Source organism: Methylobacterium sp. UNCCL125, assembly GCF_900116795.1.
GTDB classification, from domain to species: Bacteria; Pseudomonadota; Alphaproteobacteria; order Rhizobiales; family Beijerinckiaceae; genus Methylobacterium; species Methylobacterium fujisawaense.
Map to the genome: position 1 here is coordinate 138,299 of NZ_FPBW01000008.1, position 22,154 is coordinate 160,452.

The 22,154-nt window shown below is 74.2% G+C and carries 18 protein-coding genes and 1 tRNA gene; 14 read left to right on the forward strand and 5 right to left on the reverse strand.

All coding sequences use genetic code 11. The annotated features are described in order from the left end of the window. The first annotated feature begins 177 nt into the window (after positions 1 to 177). The 5 genes from BM396_RS10035 (at position 178) to BM396_RS10055 (ending at position 8,266) form a co-directional block, all read left to right on the forward strand. The gene (locus tag BM396_RS10035; RefSeq protein ID WP_043382330.1) at positions 178 to 3,309 is read left to right on the forward strand and encodes a hypothetical protein; all 3,132 of its coding nucleotides are present in this window, start codon (positions 178 to 180) and stop codon (positions 3,307 to 3,309) included. Then, on the forward strand, positions 3,306 to 4,970 hold the full coding sequence (locus BM396_RS10040; protein WP_043382332.1) for an SWIM zinc finger-containing protein: 1,665 nt from the start codon (positions 3,306 to 3,308) through the stop codon (positions 4,968 to 4,970). The genes BM396_RS10035 and BM396_RS10040 overlap by 4 nt, the downstream gene beginning before the upstream one ends. Before the next feature lie 328 nt (positions 4,971 to 5,298). After that, positions 5,299 to 7,149, forward strand: a complete 1,851-nt coding sequence (locus tag BM396_RS10045; protein ID WP_043382335.1) for a reverse transcriptase family protein — start codon at positions 5,299 to 5,301, stop codon at positions 7,147 to 7,149. Then, entirely contained in the window at positions 7,146 to 7,895 is a 750-nt protein-coding gene (locus tag BM396_RS10050; RefSeq protein ID WP_043382337.1) for an SEL1-like repeat protein, read from the forward strand. Before BM396_RS10045 ends, BM396_RS10050 begins: the two co-directional genes overlap by 4 nt. After that, positions 7,892 to 8,266 (forward strand): hypothetical protein, encoded by a 375-nt coding sequence (locus BM396_RS10055; protein WP_043382340.1) that lies wholly within the window; start codon positions 7,892 to 7,894, stop codon positions 8,264 to 8,266. Before BM396_RS10050 ends, BM396_RS10055 begins: the two co-directional genes overlap by 4 nt. A 66-nt stretch (positions 8,267 to 8,332) precedes the next feature. On the opposite strand, the gene BM396_RS10060 is transcribed toward BM396_RS10055, so the two are convergent. From BM396_RS10060 to BM396_RS10070, 3 genes are all read right to left on the reverse strand, one after another. Further along, positions 8,333 to 9,436, reverse strand: a complete 1,104-nt coding sequence (locus tag BM396_RS10060; RefSeq protein ID WP_043355495.1) for an adenylate/guanylate cyclase domain-containing protein — start codon at positions 9,434 to 9,436, stop codon at positions 8,333 to 8,335. A gap of 328 nt (positions 9,437 to 9,764) precedes the next feature. Beyond that, a tRNA-Ile gene (locus tag BM396_RS10065) sits at positions 9,765 to 9,840 on the reverse strand. Positions 9,841 to 9,877: 37 nt separating this feature from the next. After that, the gene (locus tag BM396_RS10070) at positions 9,878 to 10,555 is read right to left on the reverse strand and encodes a DNA-3-methyladenine glycosylase family protein (RefSeq protein ID WP_043382342.1); all 678 of its coding nucleotides are present in this window, start codon (positions 10,553 to 10,555) and stop codon (positions 9,878 to 9,880) included. A 188-nt stretch (positions 10,556 to 10,743) separates the two neighbouring features. Here BM396_RS10070 and BM396_RS10075 point away from each other — a divergent pair, with 188 nt between their 5' ends. The 3 genes from BM396_RS10075 to BM396_RS10085 all read left to right on the forward strand — a co-directional run bounded on the left by BM396_RS10075 (position 10,744) and on the right by BM396_RS10085 (position 12,005). Then, positions 10,744 to 11,301, forward strand: a complete 558-nt coding sequence (locus BM396_RS10075) for a metallophosphoesterase (RefSeq protein ID WP_043355505.1) — start codon at positions 10,744 to 10,746, stop codon at positions 11,299 to 11,301. Between the two features lie 67 nt (positions 11,302 to 11,368). Further along, entirely contained in the window at positions 11,369 to 11,686 is a 318-nt protein-coding gene (locus BM396_RS10080; RefSeq protein WP_043382344.1) for a hypothetical protein, read from the forward strand. A gap of 73 nt (positions 11,687 to 11,759) precedes the next feature. Further along, entirely contained in the window at positions 11,760 to 12,005 is a 246-nt protein-coding gene (locus tag BM396_RS10085) for a hypothetical protein (RefSeq protein ID WP_043382347.1), read from the forward strand. A 238-nt stretch (positions 12,006 to 12,243) separates the two neighbouring features. Here BM396_RS10085 and BM396_RS10090 read toward each other — a convergent pair whose 3' ends face one another. Continuing rightward, complete coding sequence (locus tag BM396_RS10090; RefSeq protein ID WP_043382349.1) at positions 12,244 to 13,005, reverse strand: sigma-70 family RNA polymerase sigma factor; 762 nt, start codon at positions 13,003 to 13,005, stop codon at positions 12,244 to 12,246. Between the two features lie 371 nt (positions 13,006 to 13,376). On the opposite strand from BM396_RS10090, the gene BM396_RS10095 reads away from it, so the two are divergent. From BM396_RS10095 to BM396_RS10120, 6 genes are all read left to right on the forward strand, one after another. After that, positions 13,377 to 14,558, forward strand: a complete 1,182-nt coding sequence (locus BM396_RS10095; RefSeq protein WP_091994787.1) for a YihY/virulence factor BrkB family protein — start codon at positions 13,377 to 13,379, stop codon at positions 14,556 to 14,558. Positions 14,559 to 14,952: 394 nt separating this feature from the next. Continuing rightward, entirely contained in the window at positions 14,953 to 15,663 is a 711-nt protein-coding gene (locus BM396_RS10100) for a Crp/Fnr family transcriptional regulator (protein ID WP_043355518.1), read from the forward strand. Between the two features lie 111 nt (positions 15,664 to 15,774). Beyond that, on the forward strand, positions 15,775 to 17,082 hold the full coding sequence (locus BM396_RS10105; protein WP_043382354.1) for a nickel pincer cofactor biosynthesis protein LarC: 1,308 nt from the start codon (positions 15,775 to 15,777) through the stop codon (positions 17,080 to 17,082). Continuing rightward, complete coding sequence (locus BM396_RS10110; RefSeq protein WP_043382356.1) at positions 17,079 to 17,900, forward strand: ATP-dependent sacrificial sulfur transferase LarE; 822 nt, start codon at positions 17,079 to 17,081, stop codon at positions 17,898 to 17,900. The genes BM396_RS10105 and BM396_RS10110 overlap by 4 nt, the downstream gene beginning before the upstream one ends. After that, positions 17,897 to 18,577, forward strand: coding sequence for a nickel pincer cofactor biosynthesis protein LarB (gene larB / locus BM396_RS10115; protein ID WP_043355532.1), 681 nt, complete (start codon positions 17,897 to 17,899; stop codon positions 18,575 to 18,577). The genes BM396_RS10110 and larB overlap by 4 nt, the downstream gene beginning before the upstream one ends. Positions 18,578 to 18,632: 55 nt before the next feature. Next, the gene (locus BM396_RS10120) at positions 18,633 to 19,742 is read left to right on the forward strand and encodes an aldo/keto reductase (RefSeq protein ID WP_043382359.1); all 1,110 of its coding nucleotides are present in this window, start codon (positions 18,633 to 18,635) and stop codon (positions 19,740 to 19,742) included. Positions 19,743 to 19,805: 63 nt separating this feature from the next. On the opposite strand, the gene BM396_RS10125 is transcribed toward BM396_RS10120, so the two are convergent. After that, positions 19,806 to 22,079, reverse strand: coding sequence for a xanthine dehydrogenase family protein molybdopterin-binding subunit (locus tag BM396_RS10125; RefSeq protein WP_043382361.1), 2,274 nt, complete (start codon positions 22,077 to 22,079; stop codon positions 19,806 to 19,808). Between the last annotated feature and the right edge of the window lie 75 nt (positions 22,080 to 22,154).

Consider the following 22,154-nt stretch of genomic DNA (forward strand, 5'->3'; position numbering starts at 1 on the left):
GCGGTTGCCCCATCCGGCGCCCTGGGGCAGCTTGCCGCGGTTTCGGGCGCCGTGATTCGCCGGCCGTCCCGTCCCGATCGTTGCGTGAGGAGCCCGAATGCGCGGATCCGTCGATCGTCGCCCAGGCCTGGGCCATCCCGTTCGTCCGGCGCGCGGCCCGCACGCCCACGCGGTGGCATGAGGGTCGTCCGCGCGGCGCGCCTCCACCTGCGGGACGCCACCTCCGACAAGGTCTACGACGTCGATCTGATCGAGAACGAGGCCCTCGGGACGCCCGAGCGCTACTTCGTCAACACACGCTACGGCCGGCGCGGCGCGACCCTGCGCGAGGGCTCCAAGACACCCCAGCCCCTCACCGCCGAGGCGGCGGCCCGGGTGTTCGACAGCGTGATCGTCGCGAAGATCAACGGCGGCTACCGGCGGATCGACGGCCCGGAGCCCTCCGCCGCGTCGGAGCCGTCGGCCGACGGGCGCGCGGCCGTGCTGCGGGCGCGGCTCTCCGCCTGCCTGCACCAGCGCTGGCCCGAGCGGGAGCGCGACCGCCTTCTCTGGCGCATCGGCGAGCTGCGGCTGGCCGCGGCGGCCCCGGACCTGATCGCCCTGGCGCGGGCCCTCGGTCCGACGCAGGCGAGCTACGCTCTGGTCTGGGCGCTCGCCCGGGCGGCCGGCGCGGAGGCGGGCCCGATCCTGGACGCGATCGCCGCCGACGCCCCCGGAAGCGTCGTCCGGGACCTCGCCCGCTTCGCCCTGGCCGCCCCGCTCACCGGGGCGTATCGCCCGCCGGAGGCCGAGCCGGACCTGTCCAGCATGGTCGCCCGGCCGGCCGAGGCGGGCGACGTCGACGGCCTGTGCGGGGCGCTGGACGGCCTCGCCCGGCATGATCCCGGCCGGGTCGGGCCGGCCCTGGTGGCGCTGGGCCGGCTTGCCCAGGGGCGGCCCGCGCTGCACGCGACGCTCTGCGCCGCCCTCCTCCGGCTGCCGGCGCGGCCACCCTACCTGATCGGCCTGCGGCGCCTGTTCAAGCACGCCGAGATGGCCGACGATGCCGCCCTGTTCGGCGCCGCCGCCCAGCGCTTCGAGACCGCGCAGGCGATGTACCAGGCCGGCCGGAGCCACGCCTACGTCCCCGACCTCCGGCGCTACGTCGCGGTGGACGCGGCGCGCCACGGCCCGGAGGCGCGGCTCGGCCTGTCCACGGCCACCCGCGCCTACATGAAGCGGCGGATCTGGCGCGCCCTGCGCAAGCGCGGCGCCGTCGGGGACCCGGCCTTCACCGCGCTGGCGACGGGCTTCCTGCTGGCCCTCGGGCCGGAGGATCTCGACCCCCCGACCCGCTGGACCGCCTGGGGGCGCAAGCCGGACGGGACCTGGGGCCGGCAGGCGCGGGCACGGGGACCGCTCGGCCGCAACTGGACGGCGAGCCAGCTCCTGTACCGCCACGCCCCGGAGGCCCGGCCGCGGACGGGATCGCTGACCTTCCTGGAGACCGGCGCCGTCGATCCCGACCGGCGCGACGAGGCCTTTCCGGATCTCTGGAGCGCCCGTCCGGACCTGGCGCTCCGCCTCGCCGCCGAGGGGCGGATCGAGCCGGTGGCGCGGCTGGGGCTGCGGGTGCTGCGCGCGGACCCGGGGGCCTGCGCGGCTCTGGACGCCGCCGCGATCGGGCGCCTCCTGGCGGCCCCGCACGACGCCGTGCGGACCTTCGCCTTCCAGATCGCCCAGGCGCGCCTCGCCGCCGGGATCGCCGATTCCGCCGACCTCGCCGCCCTGGTGGCGGCGCTGCTGGCCGCAGCCCTGCCGGAGGCGCGGGCGCTTGCCCTGCGGCGCCTCGAGGCCGGGGCGCCAGTCGTCTGGTCGGATCCGGACCTCGCCGCCGCGCTGCTCACGAGCCCGGAGCCGGATGTCCAGGCGGCGGTCCCGGGGCTCGCCCGGGCGCTGCCCCCAGGGCTCGCGGCGCCCCTGGTCTCGCGGCTGGTGGCGTGGCTGCGGGCGATGCCGCCGGAGCCCGACGCCGCCGCGACGGCCGCGATCCGGGGCCTGCGCGCCGCCCTGCCCCTCCTGTGGCCGGACCACGACCTGCCGGTGCAGCCCGAGACTGCCGCCGCCCTGATCGCGCACCCGGCCGCCGCCATCCGATCGGCCGGCCTCGCGCTCCTGGCGCAGTCCCCTGCCGGAGCCGACGGCCTGCCCCCGGAAAGCTGGGACGCGCTGATCGGCACGGGCTCCGAGGACATCCGGATTGCCGCCCTGGTCCTGCTGGCGCGTCTCGACGACGCGCGGCTCGGACCCTACGCCGAGCGGATCGTCGCCTTCGCCAGCGGGCCCGGCAGCGCCGTCCGGCAGGCCGCCCGGCCCCTGGTGGCGCGCCTCGCGGCGGCGGATCCGGGTCTCGCTCCCCGCCTCGCCCGGGAGCTGATCGGCAGCCTGTTTCGCGCGGCCCCCGACGACGCCTACGCCGCCGACGTCGTGGCCCTGCTGCGCGAGGCCCTGCCGGGGGAATGCGCCGCCCTCGACGACGGCACCCTGTGGCGCCTGCTGCAGGCCCGCGCCGACGGCGCCCGCCGCCTCGGCGCTGCCCTCCTGCCCGACCGGCGCCCCGCGGCCTTCAGCGTCCGCCAGATCGCCCGGCTCGGCGGCCACCCGTACCGGGCGGTGCGGGACTGGGCGATGGCGGCCTTCGCGGCCGACCCGGCCCGGTTCCAGGCCGCGGCGGCCGAGGCCGTGCTCCTCGTGGAGAGCGACTGGCCCGACACCCTCGCCTTCGCCCGCAGCTTTTTTGAAACGTGGCCGGAGGCTGCCTGGACGCCCGGGGCGCTCGCCGTGGTCACCGACAGCGTCAAGCCGGAGGTTCTGGCCTTCGCCCGCCATCTCCTGCGCAGCCGGCTCCGGCCCGAGGATGCGGAGGGGCAGGTGCTGCGCCTGCTGGAGCACCCCGCTCCGTCCATGCATCTCCTGCTCACCGAACTCCTGACCGAGCAGGCCGTGGCGAGCGAGGCGGCCTTCGCGCGGCTGATCCCCCTCGCCCGCACCGTGATGCTGCAGGTGCTGCGGGGCCGGGTCGCCAAGGACCGGATGGCCGCCTTCCTCCGGGCCGAGGCCCTGCGCAGCCGCGCCCGCGCCGAGGCGCTGCTGCCGCTCTTCGCCGATCTCACTCTGAGCGGCACGGCCCGGGACCGCAGCGCCGCGATCCTGGCGCTGCGCGACATCGCCGAGGCCCATCCCGGCCTCGCCGTGCCTCTCGTCCGGCGGCCGCCAGAGGTGCGGGGGCCCATCTCTCCCTCGGCACCCGTCTCGGAAGGGGCTCGATGAACTTCGTCCATCGCTACCTCGGCGAGAGCCGGGCCGTCTCGGATGCGGACGCGACCCGGCTCGGCTTCGTCCCCGACACGTTGCGCGAGCCGACCTACTTCGCCGGGACGGTGGCGCGACACCTGCCGTTCCGCGAGGCGATCTCGGCCCTGCACCACGTCGTCGTGTCGGACCTGCGCTTCAAGCCGAAGGACCGCACCGCCTATTTCGCGTGGCTCCAGGCCCACGAGCAGGAACTCCTGGCCGAGGCCCTCGCCGAGAAGGACAGCCTGCGCGCCGAGATCGAGGCGCTGCGCGCCGAACACCGGGACATCGCGGCCCGTTCCGACGCGGTGATGCGGCCGTTCTACGACGCGCGGAAGCGGTACTTCGACTACCTCTACCGGGAGAATTTCGACGCCTGGATCGTCCTCGACCCGGTCATCACCGTCCATCCGGACGAGGTCTTCTTCGAAGCGTTCAGCCTCGACGAATCGAGCTACGGGCGCCTGTCCTGCGACCACGACACCTTCGCGCGGATCGGCGACATGGCCTGCGGCACGACCAACATCGACTACAGCCACGCCCTCTACGACGAGTTCCAGAAGATCCGCAGCTACCGCGATACCGAGCTGGCGATCGACCCGACCGGCTTCGCGGTCCAGACCTCCGGCGAGGCCGCCTATCGCGAGGACAAGATCGAGCTGCCGGATTCCTGGATGCGGGGCTTCCTGCAGGTGTCGAGCGCCATGGCGCAGCCCGCCCACGTGGTGGACCTGCACCCGGTCGACATGCACGCGATCCTGACCCGCCTCGCCGCGCGCCGGGAGCGCCACGGCCCGCGCGCCCTGCGGTTCCTGCTCGAGCCCGGCCGGCCGGTCAGCGTGCTGATCGAGCCCTGGAACGAGCGGCTGACCTTCCGGCGCTCGATCTACCGCGGCGGCGAGGCCGCGGAGATCCGCCTGTGGGGCCGGCGGCGCCTCGCCATCCTGGCCCGGACCCTGCCGCTCGCCCGGTCGGTGCGGCTGCACCTCCTCGGCACCGGCCTGCCGAGCTTCGCGGTGGTGGATTTCGGCGGCCTGCGCTTCACCCTCGGCCTGTCGGGCTGGACCGCCAACGACTGGTCCCGGGCCGGGCAGTTCGACCTGCTCGCCCCCCGGGGGGAGGTCGAGGCCGACACCGCCGCCCGCGTCTTCGCGGCGCTCCGGCGCCACCACGCCGCCGGGACCGGGCAACTCGCCGCCGAGACCGGCCTCGACCGGTCGACCGTGGAGGCGGCGCTCGGCGGCTACGTGCAGGCGGGCCGCGCCATGTTCGACCTCGACAAGCGGGTCTACCGCCTGCGGGAGCTGACCCGGGAGCCACTAGCGCCGGGCGCCCTGCGCTTCGCCTCCGAGCAGGAGGCCAAGGCCGACCGGTTCCTGGCGGCCGGGCTCGTCACCCTCGGGCCCGTCGAGCAGGCGGGGGACCGGCGGCGCCTGAGCGGGACCGTGCTGGATGACGGCCGGAGCCTGACGCCCGCGGTGGAACTCGATTCCGACGACCGCATGGTCGGCGGCTCCTGCCAGTGCGGCTTCTACACCCACAACCGGCTCACCCGCGGCCCCTGCGCGCACATGCTGGCCGTGCGCCGCTTCTTCCACGCCCAGGTCGAGGGCAAGCCGGCGCGGTGGCAGGCGTGAGGCAGACCCGATTGATGCGGCCGCAAGCCTGGCCTATCCTGACCGTGACGAGGGGCGTCGGCCGGGGCGGACCTTGCATTTCGGGCGGCGATTCGCCGTCCCTGCACCCTGCCCGGCAAAGCGTCACTGGCCCGCTCTTCACTGGGCCGGCACTGACCACCGGTGCGCGTTCGCGGTTTGGGTTCGCTGAACCCAAACGCGCACCGGTGGTCGTGCCGGCGTCGAGTGGACCGGGCCAGTCCCGAGACTTGACGAAGGCATCCTGGCCGACGTCCCCCGTCACGCTTCCCCCCGTCACGCCTCCCGCCGCCCGCGCCGGAGGCCGCCGATGAGCCCGCAGCCCGGCAGCCTGACCCGCCAGCAGCTCTACGACCGGATCCGCGAGAGCTCGAAGGACGAGGTCATCCTCGAGGAGATGATCCGGCTCGGATTCTGGCCGGACGGGGCGGAGCAGCCCAACCCGCCGGACGACCTGATCCGCCGCCGCGGCGAGATCGCCCGCGCCCTCGCCGATCTGCACCGGCGGGAGGCGGCGTGGCGCGACCCCGAGGCCGCCCTCAAGGAGATGCATCGCCGCCGCAAGACGGCGGCGCTGGAGCGGCGGCGCGAGACGAAGCTGCGCAACGCCCGCGACCGCCACGCCCGGGCGCAGGCGTGGCACGCGCGCCGGGAGGCGGAGATCCTCCATCTCGGCGACGGCGTCTCGGCCGGCCTTGCGAACGCGGATGCGCCCGCGCGGGGGCCCGCCCCCGGTCTTCCCGCCCTGGCGAGCCCGAAGGCGCTGGCGGAGGCCATGGGGATCGGCCTCGGCGAGCTGCGCTTCCTCGCCTACGACCGGGCGCTCAGTGCGGTGAGCCATTACCGGTGCTTCACCATCCCCAAGAAGGCGGGCGGCCTGCGCCGCATCTCGGCGCCGATGCCGCGGCTGAAGCGGGCGCAGTACTGGATCCTCGACGCGCTCCTCGCCCACGTTCCCGTGCATGGGGCGGCCCACGGCTTCGTGCCCGGCCGCTCGATCGTCACCAACGCCGCCGCCCATGTCGGGCGGGACGTGGTGGTCAATCTCGACCTCAAGGACTTCTTCCCGAGCCTCGACTACCGGCGGATCAAGGGGAAGTTCCGGGGCCTGGGCTACGCCGAGCCGGTGGCCACCGTGCTGGCGCTGCTCTGCACCGAGCCGGACGTGGACGCGGTCGAGATCGACGGCGCGCGCCTCTACGCCGCCCGGGGCCCCCGCCGGCTGCCGCAGGGCGCGCCGACGAGCCCCGCGCTCACCAACCTCGTCTGCACCCGGCTCGACGCCCGGCTCACCGGCCTCGCCGCCAGCCTCGGCTTCACCTACACGCGCTACGCCGACGACCTGACCTTCTCGGCCTCCGGCGCGGCCGCCGGGAAAGTCGGCGCGCTGCTCAAATACGTCCACGCCATCGTCGCCGGGGAGGGCTTCACCGTCCATCCGGACAAGACCCGGGTGATGCGCCGCGGCCGGCACCAGGAGGTGACCGGGCTGACCGTCAACGAGCGCGTCGGCGTGCCCCGGGAGACCCTGCGCCGCTTCCGCGCGCTGCTGCACGGGCTCGATCGGCACGGGCCGGCCGGGCGGCGCTGGGGCGCGGCCGGCGAGGGCGACGTGCTCCGCGCCGCGGTCGGCTTCGCGCAGTTCGTCCGGATGGTCACGCCGGAGACCGGTGCGCCGCTGGTGGCGCAGGCCCGCGCCCTCGCGGACCGCCACGGGCTGCGGCCTGCGGTGCGGCCGCAGCCGGACTTCCGCGCCCGGTCCGCGCGGGGAGCAATGCCGCTGGCCCGCTGGTGGGCGCCGGCCCCCCGTCCCGCGCCCGAGCCGGACCCGATCCTGGCCGAGGCCGAGGCGGCTGCCGCGCGGGCGGTCGCCGAGGCTGCGGCCCGCGCGGCCGCGCCGGTGCCGGGCCGCAGCGGCGTGCCGACCTCCGGGCGCCCGCGGTTCGCTACACCCGAGCCGGTCGCCCCCGCGCAGGCCGCGCCCGGCACGGTCGCGGAGGCCGACGACGCCCCCATGAAGCCCTGGAAGGTGGTCCTCGGGGTCTTCGTCCTGTTCCAGGCGGGCGCCCTGCTGCATCCGGCGCTCGGGCTGCTCGTCCTCGTGGTCGCCCTGGTGCTCGGCCTCCGACGCCTGCTGCGCCGCTGGCGCCGGCGCCGGTGAGCCCGCCCCGGCGCCGTCTGGCCGGGCGAATCCTGGCCAGCCTCGCTGCGGCCCTCGCCCTCGCGCGCGGGCCGGCGGCCCGGGCCGAGGAGGCGCCCGGCACGATCATCTTCAACAAGGCGGAGGCCGCGGGGATCGGGGAGCCGCTGCGGCAGGACCCGGCGCTGCTGCGCAGCTTCCCGGCCTGCCCGGCCGACACCTTCGCGCGGGAGCGCCCGGTCTGGCGGCGGGCCTTCGCGCCCCGGCGACCCACCGAGCGCCGCTGCGCGCGCGAACCCGCGGCCTGCTTCGTGCTCTGCACCCGGTGGTCGAACGCGCCGGCCTGCTTCGACCTCGCCCTCGCCTTCGAGCACCATTCCCTCGACGTCCCGGATATCCTCGACAAGGAGCGCCTCTACGCCCTCGCCTGCGCGGGCGGGTTTCCGGCGGGCTGCACCAACCGGGCCGCCGGGATCCGCAACGGCGGCTACGCGGCCGATCCCTTCCGCGATGTGCCGCGCGCGGACACGGACGCCTGCCTCGCCCGGAGCTTCCGCCTCGATTGCGACCGGCGCGGCGCCTGGGGCTGCGCCATGCTCGGCCAGGCCTACCGCCTGGGCGAGGGCGTCCCCGCCGAGGCGTCCCGCGCCCGGGCGGCGTTCGACATGGCCTGCGCGATCAACCCGGACTTCGCGGCCTGCGCCTTCGCCAAGCGGCAGGTGGCCGAGATGGACGCGCCGCCGGACAGCGCGGACGACGCGCCGTGAGGTCCGGCGAGGCGGGGGCGGATCCCGAGGCCCTGCGGGCCCTCTACGGGCGGAGCGATCCGTGGCCGGCCGGTCCCCCTGCCCCGGGCCTCAGGCGCGCCTGCCTGTGCGTGGAGGTGGACGAGGCGGACGACGTCGCCGCAGCGGAGCGCTGGATGCTGGCCCATGCCGGCCGGCTCACCTGCGTGCGCAGCACCGGCTGCGGCTGCTGCGTGATCGGCTGGGACATCGAGGGGCCGGCGGCGATCATCGACACCCTGCCGGCGGCGCTGGCTGCGGCGTTCGACGGGCCGAGCCAGGCGGCGGCCCCCCGGCGCGCGCCGGTCGCCTGGGGGCGGCGCCTCTGGAACCGCTGCTTCCGCCGCGGCTGAGACGCGATCCCGGACCGGCCACGCCGCCGCGCCGGGCGCCGGCCGGGATGCGCGGCATGCGACCTCCTAGCGCCGTTCCGCGACGACCTCCGGGCGATCCGGCGCCCTCGGATCCGGCCTCCGCCCCGGGATCGGCCTCTCCGCCACCGCGGCTCCGCGTTCGAGGGTGGCGACCGCCAGGGGCGCCCCCCGGCCGCGCAGGGCGTGCAGGCCCAGGGGGCGGGCGCGGACGCCGTCGGGCAGCGGGTCCAGCCGTCCGAGGAGATCCTGCGAGATCAGGATGCCGACGCCGAGCGGGCGGCACAGGGCCTCGATCCGCGCCGTCACGTTCACGGCGTCGCCGAAATACGCGATCTTGTGGCGGTCGACTCCGACCTCGGCCGTGACCACCGGGCCGCCATGCAGCGCCGCCCGCAGCCGCGGGACCGTCCCGAACCGGGCGGTCCAGGCCGCGGCATCCGCCTCGATCCGGTCGAGCACCGCGAACAGGCCGGTGACGCAGCGCGCGTCCTTGAGGCCGCGCCTCATCGGCCAGGTGATCATGGCGAGATCGCCGACATAATCGTCCACGGAGCCGCCGTTGCGCCGCACCGGCTCGGCCAGCGTCGCGAACACGGCCCCGAGATACTCCTGGGCGCGCAGATCGCCGTGGGTCTCGGCGAAGGCGGTGGAGCCGACGACGTCGAGGAACAGGAAGATCCGCTCCTCCTGCACCGGCTTGTGGTAGCGGCCGATCATGAAGTTCACGAACACGGCGCCGCCGATCAGGTCGCGCATCCGCATGGCGAAGACGAGGAGGGCCGACACGGCCAGGGAGTAGGCGAGAAACCGCGGCGTGATGCGCACGGCCGTGGACAGGCTGTCGCCGGTGAGGCCGAACCCCCAGACGACCAGGCCGCCGAGGGCGCAGCCGAGGGTGATCAGCACCACGTAGAGCAACTCGGCCGCGAGCATGTAGACCAGCGCCGGCAGGCGGCGGATCCGCGGCTGGAGACCCGACAGGGTCAGGGCGGGGACGAAGGCCAGCACCGTCCCGCCCACTGCCAGGGCGTAGACGAGGCCGGCGAGCATCGAGGCCCCGCCGACGAAGAGCACATTGTAGAGGAGGCCCGCCCCGCCGCAGGCGAGGAGGAGGGTCAGGGCCCAGAGCCAGCGGTAGTGCGGAAGCATGGGCTGTCGGCGGGAGAGAGCGTGGCGGCGGGCGCGGTGCGACCGACGCGATGGCACGGGAGGAAGGCGAGAGAGCGACGAACGCGGCGAAGACTCGGTCTGATTCGGTGCGCCGCAGACTGCCCGTTCGCGCTTGATCGATCGGGATCAATGCGCACCGTCCACATCACGGTGTCGCGGCCGTGCCACAGGGCGCGTTCGGCCTCGCCGTCGTGAGCGGCTCCTGGGCGAGGGACCGATCCGGGCTCGGCCCCTGTGGGTCGGCGGAACCGCGTGAATGCGGGATACGGGGGGCCGGCGAGGGTGGTGCGGCTGCCCGCGGCCAGCCTGGTGGGCCCGGCAGGACTCGAACCTGCAACCAGACCGTTATGAGCGGCCGGCTCTAACCATTGAGCTACGGGCCCGGGAGGCGCCGACGGATAGCCGATCCCCGGCCGTCCGTCACCCGGATTTCGCCGCCCCGCGCAGGCGCCGGGTCCGGGGGGCCGGGGCCTGACGGGCTGATTCGTCCCCCGGCAGGGGCGCCCCGTCCTTGATGCGCCACAGGTAGCGCGCCAGGATCGAGCGGTACGGTGCGAAGGCCGACGCCACCGCGCCGGCATCGGCCTGCCCGGTGAGGCGGCGCAGGCAGCCCACCGCCGCCACGTCGCCCGCGGGCCAGATGTCGGGGTCGTGGAAATGGAAGATGCCGACCATGTCGGCCGTCCAGGGGCCGACGCCGCGTATGCCGCACAGGATCGCCGCCCGCTCGGGATGCGGCAGGCCGGCGAGGCCGGGGCCGAGCAGGCCCGCCGCCTCGGCCGCCACGATCGCCTGGAGGGCCCGCACCTTGTTGCCCGAGATCCCGCAGGCCCGCAGCAGGTCCGCGTCGCCGGCCTCAAACAGGCCCCGGGGGCTCGAATCCGCCGCTGCGGCGGCCGCCTCGATCCGGGCCCAAATCGCCCCGGCCGCCCGGGTGGAAAGCTGCTGGTTGACCACCTCGACGAACAGGCGGTCGGCGACGCGCAGATGCGCCGGCGGCTCGATCCGGATCGGACCGGCCTGCACGAGGGCGGCCCGCAGCGCCGGATGGGCGCGCGCCGCGTCCAGGAGATGGGCGTAGATCGCGGGATCGAGCATCGCCTCAGCCCATCCGGCCCGCACGGCGCTCCGCCCCTCGGAGAGGCGGCCGGCCTCGCGCGCCGCACCCGTATCCGAGCCGCGGCCCCGTTTCCAGTCCGGCAGACGGGATGCCGCGCAGCGCCATCTTGTCCGGGCCTCTCCGGCCGGTCTGGACGGAACGCGATGGCGGCCCAGGTCTCGACGGCATGGCGATCTTCTTCACCGCGGACACGCATTTCGGCGACCCGCACATCCTCCGCCACCGCGGGGCGCGGTTCGGCAGCCTCGAGGCCCACGACGAGGCCCTGGTCGCCGGGTGGAACGCCGTGGTCGGTCCGGAGGATGCCGTCTGGCATCTCGGCGACTTCGCCGCCCATGCGAGCCCCGCCCATTGCGCGGCGATCTTCGCGCGGCTGAACGGCACGAAGCGCCTGGTCCGGGGCAATCACGATTCGAACCGCGTTCTCGACCTGCCCTGGGCGGAGCCGCCGGTGGAGAGCGCCCGCCTCTCCATCGCGGACGCGCAGGGGCGGTCGCACCGCCTGTTCCTGTCGCACTACGCGCATCGGGCCTGGCCGGGGCTGTGGCGGGAGACGCGCCACCTCTATGGGCACAGCCACGGCTGCCTCGCCGACACCACGCGCTCCTGCGATGTCGGCGTGGATGCCTGGAACGACCGTCCGGTCACCCTCGACGCCATCCTGATCCGTCAGGACGCGGCCGCGGGCGTGCCGGAGGAACTCGCGGCCCACGGCCTGCGCTGATGACAGGCCGCCGGCGCGCGCTATCGTCCGCCGGAGACGCGAGATCCCGGCAGGAGGCCGCATCGCCATGACCGACATCCCCGCCCCGCCGTCGGGCTGGACCGCCGCCGCGACGCAGGCCGCGGCCGAACTGGGCCTCGGCACCGATTGGGCCGCTCTCGCCGCGCCGGACTGGACGCGGCTCTGCCGACGGGCCGGCAAGATCCTCGCCGGCCAGGGTCACGCGCCTCCGGCCGGCTGGGAGGGCGCCCTGGCGCGCGCCCTCGGCCGCCCCGATCCGGCGGCGGCCCGGGACGAGCTGGCCCAGGATGAACTGGCCCAGGACGCCGCGAACACCGTGCTCGCCGAGCGGGGCGAGGTGTTCGCGCCGGAGGACGATGCGTGAGGCGGACGACCCGGGCGCGCCTTCGCGCCGGCAGGTGGTTGCCGTCGCGGGGGTGCGGGCCGATGTAAAAGGCATGCCTTATCCCGAACGCCGGCGCGCCGCCCCGAGACCGACCGAACGCTATGGCCCCGGCCCGGCGCCGTCCGCCCTGCGCGTGGTTCCCCTCTCGGGCGGCCCGGTCCTCGACGCGCAGACGCGCCTGCGCCTCGGCCACCAGATGCGGGCGATGTACGATCCGGTGATCGACGAGGCTCTGGATCCCCGACTGGCGGAGCTGCTGCAGCAGCTCGACACGGACCGGGGCGGCGGTTCGACCTGAGGTCTGGGCTGGGCCCCACCTCTGCCCGGCACATCCGCCGGAGATGCGGGAAGAGGCCCCCATCGGTGGATCGGGGGGATGTCACACCGATGGGAGCCGAGCCGAGTCGACGGATCGACCCAACCCGCTTCATATCGCCCAGGCGCCGGCCCGGACGCTTTCACCTAAGTCAAATTTCCTGCCGAATACGGCGGTCTGAGTGTCGAATTGGCTTATTCGACCTGGAGAATCGTCCCGATCAGGCCGAGCTGCCGGTCACCGACAGCATGACCCCGTCGCTGCCGATCTCGGCTCCACTGTATCCGAGCATCCGCGCGAGCTGTTCGCGGGCGCGCCAGACGCGGCTCTTCACGGTCCCGATCCGGCAGTTCATCACGGCGGCGGCCTCGTCATAGCTCAGGTTCTCGATCGCCACGAGAACCAGCGCCTCCCGCATCACCGGGGCGAGGCGGTCGAGGGCGGCGCGCACGTCCTGAAGATCGAGATGGCCCCCCTGCTCGGGAATGCTGGTCAGCCGCTCGGCATAGGTGCCGTCGGTGTCGGCGACCTCGCGGCCCTGCTTGCGGTGCTGGCTGTAGAAGACGTTCCGGAGGATCGTGAACAGCCACGCCTCCAGATTGGTGCCGGGGGTGAAGCCGCCGCGGCCGCGCCAGCCGCGCAGCAGGGTGTCCTGCACGAGATCGTCCGCCGCAGCCGGGTCGCGGGTCAGCGAGACCGCGAATCGGTGCAGCGCCGGCACCACCTCCAGCAGACCCGCCCGGAACAGCTTGTCCCGCTCGCCCTCGGCCTGCGCGAGGGCCGTCTCTAGGCGCGCCAGCAGGTCGGCGAAGGGGTCCGAGGCGGGCTCCGACCCGAGGCCGATCCGGTCGTAGGCGCGGCCGAGCAGGGTGCCGAGATGGGCCCGCACGGCCTCCGGCAGGCCGTGGCGGGTCTCCGCCCCGGCCTCCTCTGCACGATCCGTCACGGGATCGAGGAGCGATGAGCCTTCGGTGTCGGGCATACGGTCCGGTCGTCGGCGAGTGGGCCGGTTGCGCCCATGGGACTGTTTGTGGCGTGCCCGGGCCGCCCATGCCGCAACATGGGTTAGCGCTTTTCCCGAAGGGGGCTCGGCCGCGGGGCCGCGCCGGCGCGCAGCGCCGTCGGGACGGGCCGGCCGATGCCGCCCGAGGTGCCGGTCACGACCGCCGACCCGCCGCTCAGGCGCGCCGATCAGGCCCTGCGTCCCGCGTTGCCGTCGTATTGCAACTGGACGGCGAACCCTTGCCCGCGCCGCGGTGTTTGCCTTCGCAGCTGCAGCCGGTCGGGTGCGCCGTCATGTGCGGCCGACCGGCCTGCGCCGACACGTCCGCCCGAACCCCGCCGAGGTCACCGATGCCAGCCCCCGATCCAGCCCGCACCGCGGGTTCCGCTCCGGAGGGGAGCGCCTCGACGGTCTGGACGCTCGCCCTCGCCACCGCGCTGATCGGCCTCGTCGCCCTTCCGCGCCGGACAGGGCCGCCGGCCCCACGCCCCGCCGACCACTCCGGAGACCGCTCCGCCGGGCGGGACGGGGCGCGCCGGACGTCGCCCTCGCACGCGGGCCAGGAGGCGCAGGCCGTCGCCCGGACCCAGGCCGATCGCGGGCGGGGGGCCTCGACGCCGGCCGAGATCCCCGCCAAGGGTTGGAAGGACATCGCGCTGCGGGCCTATCACGACATCGGCGAGAACCGCCTGTCGCTGATCGCGGCCGGCGTCACCTTCTTCACGCTCCTGGCGATCTTTCCCGCGGTGGCGGCCCTGGTCTCCTGCTACGGCCTCGTGGCGGATGCGGCGACCATCAACGACCAGCTCGCCAGCCTCCAGGGTATCCTGCCCCAGGGCGCCCTGGAGATCGTCGGCGACCAGGTGAAGCGGCTGAACGCGGAGGGCAACAGCACCCTCGGGCTCAGCCTGGTGTTCGGCGTCGTCCTGTCGGTGTGGAGCGCCAATGGCGGGGTGAAGCACGTCTTCGACGCCCTCAACCTCGTCTACAACGAGCGCGAGAAGCGCAACTTCTTCGTGCTCAACTTGGTCTCCCTCGCCTTCACGGCGGGCGCGCTGCTGTTCCTCGTCCTGGCGCTGGCCGCGGTGGTGGCGGTGCCGGTGATTCTCGCGTCTGTCGGGCTCGGCGCGGATGCGTGGTGGCTGTCGCTGCTGCGGTGGCCGGTTCTGCTCCTGGCAGTCCTGCTCGGGCTCGCCCTGCTCTACCGCTACGGGCCGAGCCGGGACGCACCGCGCTGGCGCTGGGTCACGCCCGGGGGTGCCCTGGCGGCCGTGCTGTGGCTCGGCGCATCGGTGCTGTTCTCCTGGTACGTCGCCCATTTCGGCAGCTACAACAAGACCTACGGCTCCCTCGGTGCGGCGGTCGGGTTCATGACGTGGATCTGGCTCTCGACCATGATCATGCTGGCCGGCGCCCAGGTGAACGCCGAGATGGAGCACCAGACCGCCGAGGACACCACCGTCGGCGCGCCCCAGCCCCTGGGCACGCGCCGGGCGCGCATGGCCGATACGGTGGGCGCCGCCGCGGACTAGCGCCGCACCCGGTCCGGCGCGAACGGCCTTTCCGAGCGACCCGAGCGAATAACCTGCGCGGGCGCACCGGATCGACGCGTCCCCCGTCCTCAAGCCCGGGAACGACGACTTAACACAGGTTGGCGCACGTTTTTCTGCTGCAGGCACAAGCCGATCAAGATGATCCGGACTTCGATGTTCGGATGACGGTTTGGTCCCTGCCGATAGAAATATCCTTGTCCCATTATTTCACCGATACCCCCGGCGGCACCGTCGTGCGGGACGCTTCGGACGCGCGCGACGTCCCCCGGTCCCGTGTACCCGGCCGCGACGCGGCCGAATCTCCGGTCGGGCCCGTCTCCCTCCCGAGGGTCGCCGACACGCCGGTGTCGCGGTGATCTGACCGGAGGGGGACGTGGAGAACCCGTTCGTGCGGAAGATGGAGCGGCACGTCCGGCTCGCACCCGAGGACCGCGCGGTCCTCGACGGGCTGGGGCGCCAGCACGTCCGCCATGTCGCGGCCCGTCAGGATATCGAAGGGCAGCAGAGCGACCCGTCCCACACGCACCTCATCCTCGACGGCTGGGCCTGCCGGTACAAGCAGTTTCCGGACGGGCGGCGGGCGATCGTCGCGCTGCTCCTGCCGGGCGACCTGTGCGATCCGTTCGTCTTCCGCCGGGCGCACATGGACCACGCCATCGGCGCGCTGACCTCCGTCACCGTCGCCCGGATCGCGCCGGACCAGCTCGGCGACGCGATCCGCGGCCGGCCGGCCGTGGAGGAATGCCTGTGGCGGGAGATGCTCGCCACCACGGCCCTCCACCGGGAGTGGATCGCCAGCGTCGGCCGGCGCTCGGCGATCGAGCGGCTGGCGCACCTGTTCTGCGAGCTGCACCTGCGGCTGACACGCGTCGGCCTCGCGGACGGGATGACGCTGCCGATGCCGGTGACCCAGCCCGATCTCGCCGATGCCCTCGGCCAGACGAGCGTACACATCAACCGCACCCTGAAGGAGCTGCGCATCAGCGGCCTCGTCGCCCTGCGCAGCCGGCGCCTGACGATCCGCGACCTCGACGGGTTGATGGAGCGGGGGCTGTTCGATCCGGCCTATCTGCAGCTCTCCTGACCGGCGCGGGCGATACGCCGCGGCCCCGCAGGCCGGCCGAACCTTGCCGCGGAACCGCCGCGGCCGATCTGAGGCGGACCTCCCTCCCGGCACGGGCCCGCGCGACACACGATGCACATCCACCTCGACGCGCTCGGCGGCGTGGCCGGCGACATGTTCGCCGCCGCCCTGCTGGACGCCTTCCCTGAGCATCAGGCCGGCGTCTCCGCCAGCATCCGGGCGGTCGACGGGCGCATCGCCTGCGCGGTCCGGGCGCACAATGACGGGATCCTCAGCGGCGCGCGCTTCGCCGTTTCGGCCCCCGGGGTGGAGCCCGGACCCGCGCCGCACCGACACGACCACCCGGCACGCCACGACCATCCGCATCCCCACGATCACGATCACGCCCATGATGACGGCCACGGTCACGGCGATGGCCACGATCAGGGTCACGGTCACGGACACCGGCCCTGGTCGGAGATCCGCGCCGCGCTGGAGGCGGCGGATCTCGCGCCGGCGGTCCGGGCGCAGGCCCTCGCCATCTTCGGCCACCTCGCCGCGGCCGAGGCCCGGGTCCACGGCATCGCGGTCGAGGCGGTGGCGTTCCACGAGGTCGGCGCCTTCGATTCCATCGCCGACATCGTCGCCGCCGCCCACCTGATCGCCGCGCTGGGGGTGCGGAGCTGGAGCGTTTCGGCCTTGCCGCTGGGCTCCGGCCGGGTGCGGACCCAGCACGGTCCCCTCCCCGTCCCGGCCCCCGCCACGACGCTGCTCCTCGAGGGCTTCTCGACCCTCGACGACGGCGTGCCCGGCGAGCGCGTCACCCCCACCGGCGCGGCGATCCTGCGCCATCTCTGCGGCGAAGACCCCGGGCGGGGCCGTCCGCGGGGCATTCTCGGGCGCACCGGCATCGGGTTCGGCACCAAGGTCCTGCCGGGCCTGAGCAACTGCCTGCGCGTCCTGGTGCTGGATGAGGCGGCCGCCCGTCCCGGCCGGCGGGACCTCGCGGTGATCGCCTTCGAGATCGACGACCAGTCCGGCGAGGATCTCGCCATGGGCCTCGACCGGCTGCGGCGTGAGCCCGGAATCCTGGACGTCGTGCAGGCGCCGGTCCTCGGCAAGAAGGGCCGGATGATGGCCCGGATCCAGGTTCTGGTCCGCCCGGAGAGCCTGGAGGCGGCGATCGCGGCCTGCTTCCGGGAGACCACCACGATCGGCCTGCGCTACCATCGGGTCGAGGGGGCGGTGCTCGACCGCGAGGCCCGCACGGTGGATCATGCGGGCCGACCCGTCCGGGTGAAGGTCGTGGACCGCCCCGGCGGGCGCACCGCCAAGGCCGAGGCCGACGATGCCCGCGACCACGCGGGTCACGCCGCACGGGCGCGCTTGCGCCGCGAGGCCGAGCGCCTCGCCCTGACTGTGCCGGAGGAGGAGCGGTGACGCGCCAGAAACTCGAAGCCGTCCTGGCGGGACTCGGCCCCGTCGCCGTGGCGGTGAGCGGCGGGGTCGACAGCCTGACCCTCGCCACCCTCGCCCACCGGCTGGCGCCGGGCACGACCCTGGTGGTGCACGCGGTCTCGCCGGCCGTGCCGGAGGAGGCGACCGCGCGGGTCCGCGCCGAGGGCGCCCGCGAGGGCTGGACCCTGCGGGTGATCGAGGCCGGCGAGTTCGCCGACCCGGCCTACCGGGCCAACCCGGTCAACCGCTGCTTCTTCTGCAAGACCAACCTGTACGGGGCGGTCCGGGCCGTCACCGACCGGCAGATCCTCTCGGGCGCCAACCGCGACGACCTCGGCGAGTACCGCCCCGGCCTCGACGCCGCCCGGGAGCACGGCGTGCGCCACCCCTACGTGGAGGCGGGGTTCGACAAGGCTTCCGTGCGGGCGCTCGCCCGCGACCTCGGCCTCGGCGCCGTGGCGGAGCTGCCGGCGGCCCCGTGCCTGTCGAGCCGGGTCGAGACCGGCATCCCGATCGAGCCGGAGACGCTGGGCTTCATCCACGCCGTCGAGCGGCTGGTGGGGGGCGCCCTCGCTGCGGGGACCGGCGCCAAGCGGGCGGTCCGCTGCCGGGTGCGCGCCGAGGGCGTGGTGGTGGAACTCGATCCCGGGAGCCTGGCGGCCCTCGACGCGGACAGCCGCGCCGAACTCGGGGCCGGGATCCGGGAGATCGCACCGGCGCGTCTCGCCGGCCCGGTTCGGTTCGCGCCCTACCGGGTCGGCAGCGCCTTCCTGGTGCAGCAGGGGGAGGCCCGTTCGTGAGCGTCGCTGAAGAATTCACCCTCGACTTCGCCCGGTCGGAGCGGATCGGGCTGGAGGAGGCGATCTTCTGCGCCGGCAAGAGCCCTGAGCAGATCGACGCGATCCTGGAGTCCGCCCGCGCCCGGGGCGCCTCGCTCCTCCTCACCCGCCTCGATCCGGAGAAGCGCGACCGGCTCGATGCGGCGGCCCGCCTCGACTATTGCCCGGTCTCCCGGACGGCGGTGTTCGGCGAGGCGCCCCGGATCACGGGCCCGGCCCGGGTCGCCGTGGTGGCGGCCGGCACCTCGGACGTGCCCGTCGCCCGCGAGGCCCTGCGGGTGCTGGCCTATGCCGGCCGGGCCGCCGCGCTCTTCGCCGATGTCGGCGTCGCCGGCCTGTGGCGGCTGACCACGCGGATCGAGGAGATCCGCGCGCATCCGGTGGTGATCGTCGCCGCCGGCATGGATGCGGCGCTGCCGAGCGTCGTCGGCGGCCTCGTGGCCGGCGCGGTGATCGCGGTCCCGACCTCCGTGGGCTACGGCGTCGCCGCGGGCGGCCGCGCCGCCCTCGACGCGGTGCTGGCGAGCTGCGCCCCCGGCATCACGGTGGTCAACATCGACAACGGCTACGGCGCCGCCTGCGCCGCCTTGCGCCTGCTCCACGCGGCAGGACGCCTCGCCGCGGAGACCGAACGATGAGCCGGCCCGACGCATTACCTCTCCTCACCCGGACACTCACGAACGGAGACAGCCGATGGAACGCCGCAGCTTCCTACAGGGCGCCGTGCTCGGCGCGGGCTTGGCTGGCGCCGGCAGCGCAGGTGCGGCCGTGAACGCCCCCGTGCTCCCGGGCAACCGCCCGCAGGACCCGGCGGACCTGCCCTTCGTCACCGATCCCGGCGAGCGCCGGGGCGAGATGCTCTACCGGACCTTCGGGAAGACGTCGGAAAAGATCTCGGCGATCGGCATGGGCGGGTTCCACCTCGGCAAGAAGGCCGTGACCGACGACGAGGCGACGCGGCTGATCCATGCCGGGATCGATCGCGGCATCACCTTCATGGACAATTGCTGGGACTACAACGACGGGCGCTCCGAGCTGCGCATGGGCGCGGCCCTCGCCCAGGGCGGCTATCGCGACAAGGTCTTCCTGATGTCCAAGATGGACGGGCGGACCAAGGAGGTGGCGATCAAGCAGATCGACCAGTCGCTCCTGCGCCTGCGCACCGACCGGATCGACCTCGTCCAGCACCACGAGATCCTGCGTTTCGACGACCCGGACCGGGTCTTCGCCGAGGGCGGGGCGATGGAAGGCTTCCTGGAGGCCAAGAAGGCCGGCAAGCTGCGCTACATCGGCTTCACCGGCCACAAGGACCCGCGCATCCACCTGCAGATGCTGGAGGTCGCCGCCGAGCGCGGCTTCCACTTCGATTCCGTGCAGATGCCCGTCAACGTGATGGACGCGCATTTCCGCTCGTTCAGCCACCTCGTCCTGCCCTATCTCGTGCAGAACGGCATCGCGCCGCTCGCCATGAAGACTTTTGGCGACGGGGTGATCCTGAAGGCAGACGCGCCGATCAAGCCGATCGAGTACCTGCACTTCTCGCTGAACCTGCCGGTCTCGGTGGTGATCACCGGCATCCAGAACCAGCGCGACCTCGACCAGGCCTTCGAGGCGGTGAAGACCTTCAAGCCGATGGACAAGGCGGCGGTGGCCGAGCTGCTGTCGCGGTCGAAGCCCTACGCGCTGGAGGGCAAGTACGAGCTGTTCAAGACGAGCGCGACCTTCGACGGCACGGCCAAGAATGCCGCATGGCTGGGCGAGGATGTGGCAAGCGTGAAGAAGCTCGCGCCGACGATGGAGTAGAGCGGGTCGCAGAATGGCGCGCCCTCCCTCCCCCGCAGAGGGGGGAGGGAGAAGCGGCCGGCGTTACGCCACGTCCTCCAGCCGGATCGGCAGGCTGCGGATGCGGCGGCCGGTGGCGTGGTGGACGGCGTTGGCGATGGCGGCGTTCACCCCGATGATGCCGAGTTCGCCCAGACCCTTCAGGCCGAGCGCGTCCACCCGGTCGTCGGGATCGGGTACCAGCAGCGCCTCGACCTCCGGCGCGTCGGCCGCCGTGGGGACGAGGTATTCGGCGAGATCCGGGTTGCGGTAGGCGGCGCCGTCGAGCACCGTCTCTTCGAGCAGCGCCGAGCCGAGGCCCCAGATCATCCCGCCCGTGAGCTGGCTCCGCGCGGTCAGCGGGTTGAGGATGCGCCCCGCCGCGAAGGCACCGGTGAGCCGGGCCACCCGGATCTCCCCGGTCTCGGCATGGACGTGGATCTCCGCGAACTGCGCGCCGAAGCCCCAGGACACGGCTTTCCCGCCCCCGCCCAGGCTGAGCCCGATATGGCCCTGCCGCAGGCCCGCGAGCGCCGTCTCGCGGTCGCCGCCTTCGGGCACGAACGCCGCGACGGTCTCCACGCCCGCTGGGCCGACCGCCTCGGCCAGCGCGATCCCGGCCCCGTCCGGGGCCACGAGCCGCCCGTCCGCGAGGCGCAGCGTCCCCGGATCATGGCCGGCGAGGCGGCCGCCCTGCCCGGTCGCGGCCTGCGCGAGGGTCTCGCGGATCTGCCCGCAGCCCAATGCCAGGGCGTTCATCAGGCTGGTGGTCGTGCTCGATCCGCCCGAGATGCCCGCGGCCGGCAGCTCCGTGTCGCCGAGCCGGACCGTGACCCGCTCCACCGGCACCCCGAGCCCGTCCGCGGCACCCATGGCGAGCAGCGTGGTGATGCCGTTGCCGATCTCGTGATGCGCGCAGGCCACCTCCGCGGACCCGTCCGGGCCCAGCCGGACCCGCATCGTCGCGGCGGCGATCTTCACCGGCCGCACCGAGGTGGCGCAGCCGAGACCCACCCGCCAGGGACCGTCGCGCATCGAACCCGGACGCGGCACCCGGCGCGACCAGCCGAAGGCCTTGGCGCCCGCATCGAAGCAGGCCATCAGCGGCCGGGTCGAGAACGGTTTTCCCGAGACCGGATCCACCGCCGTGTCGTTGAGCCGGCGCAACTCGATCGGGTCCATGCCGAGCGCGGCCGCCATCTCGTCGACGGCGCTCTCCAGGGCGAACAGGAACGGGACCTCCGGGGGCGCCCGCATCGGCCCCGGCGTGTTGCGGTCGACCCGCACGGCCCGCTCCTCGGTCCGGATGTTCGGGCAGGCGTAGAGGCTCGCGGTCACCTCCGCGCCCTCCATGACGAAGGGATCGAAGCGCGAGGTCACGGTGTCGGCTTCGTGGACCATGGCGGTGAAGCGGCCCGTCCGGTCGGCGCCGAGCCGGATGCGGTGGCGGGATTCCGGCCGGTAATTGGCGATGGTGAAGCATTGCCGCCGGCTCGGGACCAGGGAAACCGGCCGGCCGAGGCGCTTGGCCGCCAGGGCGACGAGCGCCGTGTGCTGCGACAGCGCGAATTTCGAGCCGAAATGGCCGCCGATCAGGCCCGCCACGACCCGCACCTGCGCGGGATCGAGGCCCAGTTGCGCGGCGAGTCCGTGCTGGACCGCGCCGACGTAGCGGGTCGGCTCGTGCACCGTCAGTCTGTCGCCGTCCCAGGCGGCCCGGGTGGTGAACAGCTCGATCGGGTTGTGGTGCTGGACCGGCGTCTCGTAGCGCGCCTCGATCCGGACGGCCGCCGTATGCAGGGCGGCTTCGGCATCACCGCGGGCGATGTCCTCGTGATGGGGCTTCAGGTCGGCCAGCCGCACGGTCTCGGCGCCGGGCGCATCGAAGCCGCCGGCGGCGGGCTCGGCCGCGTAGGCGACCCGGACCGCGCCCGCCGCCGCCGCGGCCGCTTCCTGCGTCTCCGCCACGACCAGCGCCACGATCTGGCCGGCATAGGCGACCGCCTCGGAGTCGAGGGGGCGGTGCGAGCTGTTGGCGAAGCCGCCGGCCATCAGGTGCTTCACCGGCGCCACCGCGCCCGCGAAATCCCGGTGGGTGAAGATCCCCAGGAGACCCGGCACCCGCCCGGCGGCTTCGAGGTCGAAGCCGGTGATGCGGCCCCGGGCGATGGTGCTGGTCACCAGGGCGGCGTGGGCCGTGGCGGTCTCCGGGCCGACACGGTCGGAGCTGTAGAGGGCCCGGCCCGTGACCTTGTCGGGACCCTCGACCCGGGTATGGGCCCGTCCGAGATGACCCTCGTCCAGCGCGCGTGCGTCCATCCTGCCCTTCCCGTCCGCGGCCGCTCCGGCCGCCGCTTACGAACGGAATGGACGAGACGGTGGTTCGGGTCCGCT